Genomic DNA, 9,178 nt, shown 5'->3' on the forward strand with positions numbered 1-9,178 from the left:
GTCAGACGCTGTCCCACGCGCCGGCGATCTGCTCCCGCACGTCGGCCAGCGTCGCAGGGATCGCCTTCGTCTGGGCGATGATCGGGAAGAAGTTCCCGTCGCCGCCCCAGCGCGGCACCACGTGCTGGTGCAGATGCGCGGCGATGCCCGCCCCGCCGGTCGTGCCCTGGTTCATCCCGAGGTTGAAGCCGGACGGATTCGCGGTCCGGCGCAGCACGCGCATGGCATGCTGGCTCAGCGCCGCGATCTCGGCGGTCTCCTCCACCGTGACGTCCGTGTAGTTGGGGACATGGCGGTACGGGCAGACGAGCAGGTGCCCCGGGTTGTAGGGGAACAGGTTCAGGACCACGAACGCCGTCTCGCCGCGGTGCACAATCAGCGACTCCTCGTCGCTGCGCTCCGGCGCCCGGCAGAACGGACACGAGTGCTCGTCCGTGACCTGCTGCTGACCGGCCTTGATGTACGCCATCCGGTACGGCGTCCAGAGCCGCTGGAAGGAATCCGGCACACCGGGCAGCGAGAAGTCGTCGGTGGCCTCCGCGTCGCCAGCGCCACCGGCGCCGGTCGACGCCGCCGAGCGACCCCCTGGGGCCTCCTCCGGGCCGGTCCCCGACGGTGCGCCCGCCACGCCTAGGCCTCCCTGGCTTCGATCGCCGCCACGATGCGCTCCACGGCCTCGTCCACCGGGATCCCGTTGTCCTGGCTGCCGTCGCGGAACCGGAAGGACACCGCCCCGGCCTCCGCGTCCTCGCCGCCCGCGATGAGCGTGAAGGGGATCTTCTCCTTGGAGGCGTTGCGGATCTTCTTCGGGAACCGGTCGGAGCCCAGATCCGATTCCGCCCGGACGCCGCGGGCCCGCAGTCGGGCGACGACGTCGTCCACGTACTCGTTGAACGTCTCGGCGACCGGGATCGCCCGGACCTGGACAGGCGCGAGCCAGGCCGGGAACGCCCCGGCGTAGTGCTCGGTCAGGACGCCCATGAAGCGCTCGATCGAGCCGAACAGGGCGCGGTGGATCATGACGGGGCGCTGGCGCGATCCGTCGGCGGCCTGGTACTCCAGCTCGAAGCGCTCGGGCAGGTTGAAGTCCAGCTGGATCGTCGACATCTGCCAGGTCCGGCCGATCGCGTCGCGGGCCTGGACCGAGATCTTGGGACCGTAGAAGGCGGCTCCGCCCGGGTCCGGCACGAGCTCGAGCCCGGAGGCCTCGGCGACCTCCTCGAGGGTGCGCGTGGCCTCGGCCCAGACCTCGTCGGAGCCCACGTACTTCTCCGGGTCCTTGGTCGAGAGCTCCAGGTAGAAGTCGTCCAGCCCGTAGTCCTTGAGCAGCCCGAGGACGAAGTTGAGCGTGGTGGTCAGCTCGTCCTTCATCTGCTCGCGCGTGCAGTAGATGTGGGCGTCGTCCTGGGTCATGCCACGCACGCGGGTGAGCCCGTGGACCACGCCGGACTTCTCGTAGCGGTAGACCTGGCCGAACTCGAACAGCCGCAGCGGCAGCTCGCGGTAGGAGCGGCCCCGCGAGCGGAAGATCAGGTTGTGCATGGGGCAGTTCATCGGCTTCAGGTAGTAGTCCTGGCCGGGCTTGACGATCTCGCCGTCCTCGCCGCGCGTCTCGTCCACGTGCATCGGCGGGAACATGCCGTCCCGGTACCAGTCCAGGTGCCCCGAGACCTCGTACAGGTGCCCCTTGGTGATGTGCGGGGTGTAGACGAACTCGTAGCCGGCCTCGGTGTGCCGCTGCCGGGAATAGTCCTCCATGGCCTTGCGGATGATGCCGCCCTTGGGGTGGAACACCGGCAGGCCGGAGCCGAGCTCGTCGGGGAAGGAGAAGAGGTCCAGCTCGGAGCCGAGTTTGCGGTGGTCGCGGCGCTCCGCCTCGGCCAACCGTTCCTGGTACGCCTTGAGCGCCTCCTTGGTGGGCCAGGCCGTGCCGTAGATGCGCTGGAGCTGCTTGTTCTTCTCGTTGCCGAGCCAGTAGGCGGCGGCGGTGCGGGTCAACGCGAACGCATTGGAGATCAGCTTGGTGCTCGGCAGGTGCGGTCCACGGCAGAGATCGCACCAGACGGTCTCGCCGGACTTGCGGTCCACGTTGTCGTAGATGGTGATCTCGCCGGCGCCGACCTCGACGTTCACGCCCTCGCCGGCCTCGTCAGCTTCGGCGGACTTGTCCAGCAGCGCCAGCTTGTAGGGCTCGTCGGCCATCGCGGTACGGGCCTCGTCCTCGCTCACCACGCGGCGCTGGAAGCGCTGGCCCTGGTTCACGATCTTGAGCATCATCTTCTCGAGGGTCTTCAGGTCCTCGGGGGTGAACGGCTCGGCCACGTCGAAGTCGAAGTAGAAACCGTCCTTGATGTAGGGCCCGATGCCGAGCTTCGCGTCGGGGCGGAGCTGCTGGACCGCCTGGGCCATGACGTGCGCCGTCGAGTGGCGCAGGACGTCGAGCCCGTCCGGGGAGTCGATCGTCACCGGCTCGACGACGCTGCCGGGCTCGATGGTGCGGTCCAGGTCGCGAAGCACGCCGTCGACCCGCATCACCACCACGTCCTTGGCGTCGCGGAAGAGCTCCGTGCCGGTGGTCGCGGCCGTCACCTCGCTCGGCTCGCCGGCGGCGGTTACGGTGATCTGCTCTGACACGGTCGGTCTCCTCATTTCGTTGTGGGGCTTCATGACTTGCGGCGTACGGGGACCACAGCCAGCCGCCGTTCAGCCTATCCGAGTGCCCGGCGGGCAACCAACCGGATCGGACCGGCACGGCGGGCCGCCACACGCCCGGGGCGGCGCCCCTTTAAACGCGCACGACGACGTCGCGGGGCGTCGTCGTCGTACCCGGCCCTGGGGCCGCTGGCGTCGGGGACGGGCTCAGCCGAAGAGCGGCTGTCCCACGAAGGGGTCGATGGCCAGCGCCACGAACACGATGGTGAGGTAGGTGATGGAGATGTGGAAGACCTTCATCGCCTTGCGATTCATGTCCACCGGGTCGTGCTCCCGGCGGGCCTCGCGGTAGAGCACGTGGGACTCGTAGACGAACCAGGCCCCGGAGACGGCGGCGAGCACCGTGTAGACGATGCCGGCGTAGCCCATGGGGGCCAGCAGGAGGGAGCAGACCACGGTGGCCCAGGCGTACAGCACCACCTGGATGGACACCGTGCGCGCGCCGGCGATGGCCCCGAGCATCGGGATGCGGGCGGCGAGGTAGTCCTCCGAGTACTTCATGGACAACGGCCAGTAGTGCGGCGGCGTCCACAGGAAGATGAGCAGGAAGAGGATCAGGACCGGCCACTCGAGGGTGTTCGTGACGGCGGCCCAGGCGATCGGGACCGGCATGCAGCCCGCGATCCCGCCCCAGACGATGTTCTGCGAGGTCCGGCGCTTGAGGATCAGCGTGTAGAAGACCACGTAGAGCAGGATCGCCGCGACGCCCAGGGCGGCGGTGAGCAGGTTGGCTCCGGCCCAGAGGACCGCGATCGAGGACACGGCCAGCAGCCAGGAGAAGACGAGCGCTTCACGCGGGGTGACGTCGCCGGTGACCAGGGGGCGACCCTGGGTGCGGCGCATCAGCCGATCCGCCTCGCGGTCGATGTAGCAGTTGAAGGAGCCCGAGGCCCCCGCGGCCATGGCGCCGCCGACCAGGGTGGCGATGACGAGCCAGATGTCGGGGAAACCGCGCTCGGCGAAGATCATCGTCGGCAGCGTGGTTACCAGGAGCAGTTCGATGACACGCGGTTTGGTCAGCGCGACGTAGGCGCCGGCCTTCCGCCCCAGGAACGCACCGAGCGGCTCGCCGGGTTGACGCCGCGCCCGGCCCACGGGAGAGACGTCGCTGACAACGGACTTCACGGACATGCCACTCAGTTCTATGCAGGGAAATGGACAGACACGCCCATCATACCCTTTTACAACGTGTAGAAAACGGTGGATCCGGTGTGACGCACGGCCATCCGTCTCGGCGCGATTCTTCGCCGTCAGCTGATCCGCAGGATCACGCGCGGTCACATGCCCCCGCGGCGGGCCTCTTCCGGCTATGGTGGGGAGCGAAAGCGCCGGAGCCAAAGACGGCCCCTTTGTTGTGGGCGGGCGATACCGAGTCGCCGTGAGTTCGCCGGCGTTCGAGCCTGAACCCTTCAAGAGAGGACCACAACGTGGCGCCACAGTCGGAAGTTATCGAATTGACTTGGACGCAGACGGACGAGCGTGCCGTCGACACCATCCGCGTCTTGGCGGCCGATGCAGTGGAGAAGGTGGGTAGCGGGCATCCGGGCACCGCGATGAGCCTCGCACCCGCCGCCTACCTGCTCTTCCAGCACCACATGCGCCATGACCCGGCCGACCCCGAGTGGGTCGGGCGCGACCGCTTCATCCTCTCCCCCGGCCACACCTCGCTGACGCTGTACCTGCAGCTCTTCCTCTCCGGCTACGGCCTGGAGCTCGAGGACATCGAGGCGCTGCGCAGCTGGGGCTCGAAGACCCCGGGCCACCCCGAGTACGGTCACACCGCCGGCGTGGAGATCACCACCGGCCCTCTCGGCCAGGGGCTCGCCTCGGCCGTCGGCTTCGCCTACGCCCAGCGCCGCATGCGCGGCCTGCTCGACCCGGACGCCGCGCCGGACACCAGCCCCTTCGACCACACCGTGTGGGTCATCGCCTCCGACGGCGACCTGCAGGAGGGCGTCACCTCCGAAGCGTCGTCGCTCGCGGGGCACCAGGAGCTGGGCAACCTCGTGGTGATCTACGACGACAACAAGATCTCCATCGAGGACGACACCGATGTGGCGTTCACCGAGGACGTCCTGAAGCGCTACGAGGCCTACGGCTGGCACACCCAGCGCGTCGACTGGACCGAGACCGGCGAGTACGTCGAGGACGTCCCGGCCCTGGACACAGCCCTGCGCGCCGCGAAGGCCGAGACCGGCCGCCCCTCCCTCATCTCGCTGCGCACCATCATCGGCTACCCGGCGCCGACGAAGCAGAACACCGGCGGCATCCACGGCGCCAAACTCGGCGGCGAGGAGCTCGCGGCGCTGAAGGAGATCTTGGGCTTCGACCCCGAGCAGCACTTCGGGATCGAGGACGAGGTCCTCGCGCACACCCGCCGCGTCGCCGAGCGCGGAGCCGAGGCCCGCCGCGCGTGGGAGACCGAGTTCTCCGCCTGGGCCGAGCGCAACCCCGAGGGCGCCGCGCTGCTCGAGCGCATCGAGAAGCGCGAGCTGCCGGACGGCTGGGAGACGAGCCTGCCCGAGTTCCCGGCCGGGGACTCCATGGCGACCCGCTCGGCGTCGGGCAAGGTCATCAACGCCATCGCGGACGTGCTGCCGGAGCTGTGGGGCGGCTCCGCCGACCTCGCCGGCTCGAACAACACGACGATCGCGAAGGCGAAGTCCTTCAACCCCGCGTCGCGGACCACCGACATGTGGACCGGTGAGCCCTACGGCCGCGTCCTCCACTTCGGCGTCCGCGAGCACGCCGCCGCATCGATCGTCAACGGCATCACGCTGGCTTCGAAGACGCGTGCCTTCGCGGGCACGTTCCTGATCTTCTCCGACTACCAGCGCCCGGCCGTGCGCCTGGCCGCCCTGATGGGCGTGCCGTCCATCTTCGTGTGGACGCACGACTCGATCGGCCTCGGCGAGGACGGCCCGACCCACCAGCCGGTCGAGCAGCTGGCGTCGCTGCGCGCCATCCCGAACCTCGACGTCGTCCGTCCGGCCGACGCGAACGAGGTCGCGTGGTCCTGGAAGACGATCCTGGAGAACCACGAGAACCCGGCCGGCCTGGTGCTCACGCGCCAGAACCTGCCCGTCTACGACCGATCGGCCCCGGGTTTCGGCGCCGCCTCCGGCGTGGCGAAGGGTGCCTACGTGCTCGCCGAGGCGCTGGACGCCGACGGCAATGCGACCACGCCCGACGTGCTCCTGCTGGCCACCGGCTCCGAGGTGGAGCTGGCCGTGGGCGCCCGCGAGCAGCTGGCCGCGGCCGGCGTGGCGGCCCGCGTGGTGTCCATCCCGTGCCTGGAGTGGTTCCAGAAGCAGGACGCCGAGTACCGGGAGTCCGTCCTCCCGGCCGCGGTCCGTGCACGTGTGTCCGTGGAGGCCGGCGTGGCCCTGGGCTGGCGCGAACTCGTCGGCGACGCGGGCCGCATCGTCTCCCTGGACCACTTCGGCGCGTCCGCCGACTACAAGACGCTCTACCGCGAGTTCGGCCTGACGGCGGAGGCCGTCGCGGAGGCCGCCCGCGAGTCGATCGCCGCTGCCCAGTAATCCGTCCCGCGAAGCAGATTAAGGATTCACCCATGAGCAACCCGAACACCGCCGCCCTCTCCAAGGCCGGCGTCTCCATCTGGCTCGACGACCTCTCCCGCGACCGCCTGAACAACGGCTCGCTGCAGACGCTGATCGAGGAGAAGAACGTGGTCGGCGTGACGACCAACCCGTCGATCTTCGCCGCCGCCGTGAAGAACGGCGACGCCTCGTACGCGGAGCAGGTCAAGGAGCTGGCCGCGGCCGGCGCCGACGTCGAGACCGCGGTCTTCGAGATCACGACGGCGGATGTCGCCGCCGCGTGCGACCTGTTCTCCGGCGTGTACGCGGAGTCGAACGGCTACGACGGGCGAGTCTCCCTCGAGGTCGACCCGCGGATGGCCGCCGACACCGCAGCCACCGCCGAGGAGGCGAAGCGTCTCCACGACAAGGTCGGCCGCGAGAACGTCATGATCAAGATCCCCGCGACGGTCGAGGGCCTCGAGGCCATCACGGCCACGCTGGCCGAGGGCATCAGCGTCAACGTGACCCTGATCTTCGCCCTGGACCGCTACCGCGCCGTCGTCAACGCGTTCCAGGAGGGGCTGGAGCAGGCCCGCGAGAACGGCCACGACCTGAGCCGGATCCACTCCGTGGCCTCCTTCTTCGTCTCCCGCGTCGACACCGAGGTGGACAAGCGCCTCGACTCGATCGGCACCGAGGAGGCGGCGGCGCTCAAGGGTCGCGCCGGGCTGGCCAATGCCCGCCTCGCCTACCAGGTCTACGAGGAGCTCTTCTCCACCGAGCGCTGGTCCACGCTCGAGGCCGCAGGCGCCAACCGTCAGCGCCCGCTGTGGGCCTCGACCGGTGTGAAGGACCCGAACCTGCCGGACACCCTCTACGTCACGGGGCTCGTCGCCGAGGGCGTCGTGAACACCATGCCGGAGAAGACGCTCGACGCGACCGCGGACCACGCCGAGGTCACGGGTGACACCGTCAGCGGCACCTACGCCGAGTCGAACGAGGTCCTGGACCAGCTCGCCGCACTCGGCGTGAGCTACAACGACGTCGTCGCGCTGCTGGAGCGCGAGGGCGTCTCGAAGTTCGAGGATGCCTGGGCCGAGCTGCTCGAGGACGTCCGCATTGCTCTCGAGGAAGCGCGGTAGAGATGAGCTCCTTCGACTTCCGCGCCACTGGCGCCGCCCGCGAGGCCGTCGCGGCGAACGTCGAACAGCTCGTCGCCGATCGGTTCGCCTCGCGGCTGTTCGACCACGACGCCACGCTCTGGGGTCCGGATGCCGAGTCCGAGGCGTCGATCCGCCTCGGCTGGGTCGACCTCTTCGCGGCCTCCCGCGAGCTGGTCGACCCGGTCCTGGCTCTCCGCGAGGAGCTCCGGACCGAGGGCGTGAGCCGCGTGGTCCTGGCCGGCATGGGCGGCTCGTCCCTCGCCCCCGAGGTCATCACCGCGACGGCGGGCGTCGAGCTCGTGGTCCTGGACAGCACGGACCCGGAGATGGTCGCCGCGGCCCTGGCCGATCGACTCGAGGAGTCGGTGCTCGTCGTCTCCTCGAAGTCCGGATCCACCGTCGAGACGGACTCGCAGCGCCGGGTCTTCGAGGACGCCCTGACCCGTGCCGGGCTCGACGCGGCGAGCCGCATCGTCGTTGTTACCGACCCGGGCTCGCCGATGGACGAGACCGCCCGAGCCGCCGGCTACCGTGCGGTCTTCAACGCCGACCCGAACGTGGGCGGCCGGTACTCGGCCCTGACGGCTTTCGGGCTGGTCCCCTCCGGGCTCGCCGGCGTCGACATCGCGGCCCTCCTCGACGAGGCCGAGGAGGCCGCCGAGTTCTTGCGCGAGGACGATCCCGACAACGCCGGGCTGGTCCTCGGCGCCGCCCTCGGTGGCACCGATCCCCTGCGCAACAAGATCGTCTTCGTCGACGAGGGCTCCGGCATCGTGGGCTTCGCCGACTGGGCGGAGCAGCTGATCGCCGAGTCGACCGGCAAGGACGGCACGGGGCTGCTGCCCGTCGTCGTCGAGCCCGGGGCGCCGGAGCTGCGGGCCGGGGCGGACGACACGCTGGTCGTGCGTCTCGGACCGGCCGACGCCGACTCCGACTCCGCGGGATCGGACGCGCACGAGGTCCGTGTCGCCGGCTCGCTGGGCAGCCAGCTCATCGTCTGGGAGGTCGCCACCGTCGTGGCCGGCCGACTCCTGGGGATCGACCCATTCGACCAGCCGGACGTCGAGGCCGCCAAGAAGGCTGCCCGCGGCCTGCTCGACGAGCGTCCCGAGCCCGCCCCGGCGGACCTCGTGGACGGCGGCGTCGAGCTGCGCGGCACGGCCGGGCTGCTCGACGGCGTCGACGACCTCGCGGGTGCCCTGCGGCGACTCCTGGCGGAGCTGCCGGCGGACGGCTACCTCAGCGTCCAGGCCTACCTCGACCGTATCGGCCTGTCCGGCCTGTCCGAGGTGCGGGCCGAGCTCGCCGCGGTCGCGGATCGTCCGGTGACGTTCGGCTGGGGTCCCCGGTTCCTGCATTCGACCGGCCAGTTCCACAAGGGCGGCCCGAGCGTCGGCGTGTTCCTGCAGATCACGGCGGCCCCCGCGCAGGATCTCGAGATCCCGGGCCGCCCGTTCACGTTCGGCCAGCTGATCCAGGCCCAGGCGGCCGGCGACGCCACGGTGCTCGCGGAGCAGGGCCGGCCCGTCCTGCGGCTGCATCTGTCCGACCGGGCAGCGGCGCTGGAGCAGTTCCGCGACGCGGTCGCAGCACTGTCCTCGTGACCGGCCGTTCCTGACCGGTGGCTCCGGCCGGCGCCGTCGAGGGGACTCGACGGCGCCGGCCGGAGCCGGTCCGGTCACGCGCTGGCGCCCGCCGGCCGCACTCCGCTTCCGCCCACGGATTGCCGGGACTCGCTCCCCCGGGTCCCCTACAGGA

6 protein-coding genes are annotated in these 9,178 nt (G+C 70.3%); 3 read left to right on the top strand and 3 right to left on the bottom strand.

The genetic code is table 11. The annotated features are described in order from the left end of the window. Position 1: 1 nt before the first annotated feature. The 3 genes from RIN46_RS04990 to RIN46_RS05000 all read right to left on the bottom strand — a co-directional run bounded on the left by RIN46_RS04990 (position 2) and on the right by RIN46_RS05000 (position 3,843). Positions 2-628, bottom strand: a complete 627-nt coding sequence (locus RIN46_RS04990) for an HIT domain-containing protein (protein WP_375141823.1) — start codon at positions 626-628, stop codon at positions 2-4. A gap of 2 nt (positions 629-630) precedes the next feature. Beyond that, positions 631-2,649, bottom strand: a complete 2,019-nt coding sequence (thrS, locus tag RIN46_RS04995; RefSeq protein WP_309079691.1) for a threonine--tRNA ligase — start codon at positions 2,647-2,649, stop codon at positions 631-633. Between the two features lie 210 nt (positions 2,650-2,859). Beyond that, entirely contained in the window at positions 2,860-3,843 is a 984-nt protein-coding gene (locus RIN46_RS05000; protein WP_309079690.1) for a heme o synthase, read from the bottom strand. Positions 3,844-4,139: 296 nt separating this feature from the next. Here RIN46_RS05000 and tkt point away from each other — a divergent pair, with 296 nt between their 5' ends. From tkt to RIN46_RS05015, 3 genes are read left to right on the top strand one after another with little or no spacing between them, the layout of a single operon-like run. Next, positions 4,140-6,254 (top strand): transketolase, encoded by a 2,115-nt coding sequence (gene tkt, locus RIN46_RS05005; protein ID WP_309079689.1) that lies wholly within the window; start codon positions 4,140-4,142, stop codon positions 6,252-6,254. A 32-nt stretch (positions 6,255-6,286) separates the two neighbouring features. Then, positions 6,287-7,399, top strand: a complete 1,113-nt coding sequence (gene tal, locus RIN46_RS05010) for a transaldolase (RefSeq protein ID WP_309079688.1) — start codon at positions 6,287-6,289, stop codon at positions 7,397-7,399. A gap of 2 nt (positions 7,400-7,401) precedes the next feature. After that, positions 7,402-9,024 (top strand): glucose-6-phosphate isomerase, encoded by a 1,623-nt coding sequence (locus RIN46_RS05015; RefSeq protein WP_309079687.1) that lies wholly within the window; start codon positions 7,402-7,404, stop codon positions 9,022-9,024. The last annotated feature ends 154 nt before the right edge of the window (positions 9,025-9,178 follow it).

Origin of the sequence: Zhihengliuella sp. (assembly GCF_031178195.1) — a bacterium.
Classification (GTDB): domain Bacteria; phylum Actinomycetota; class Actinomycetes; order Actinomycetales; family Micrococcaceae; genus Zhihengliuella.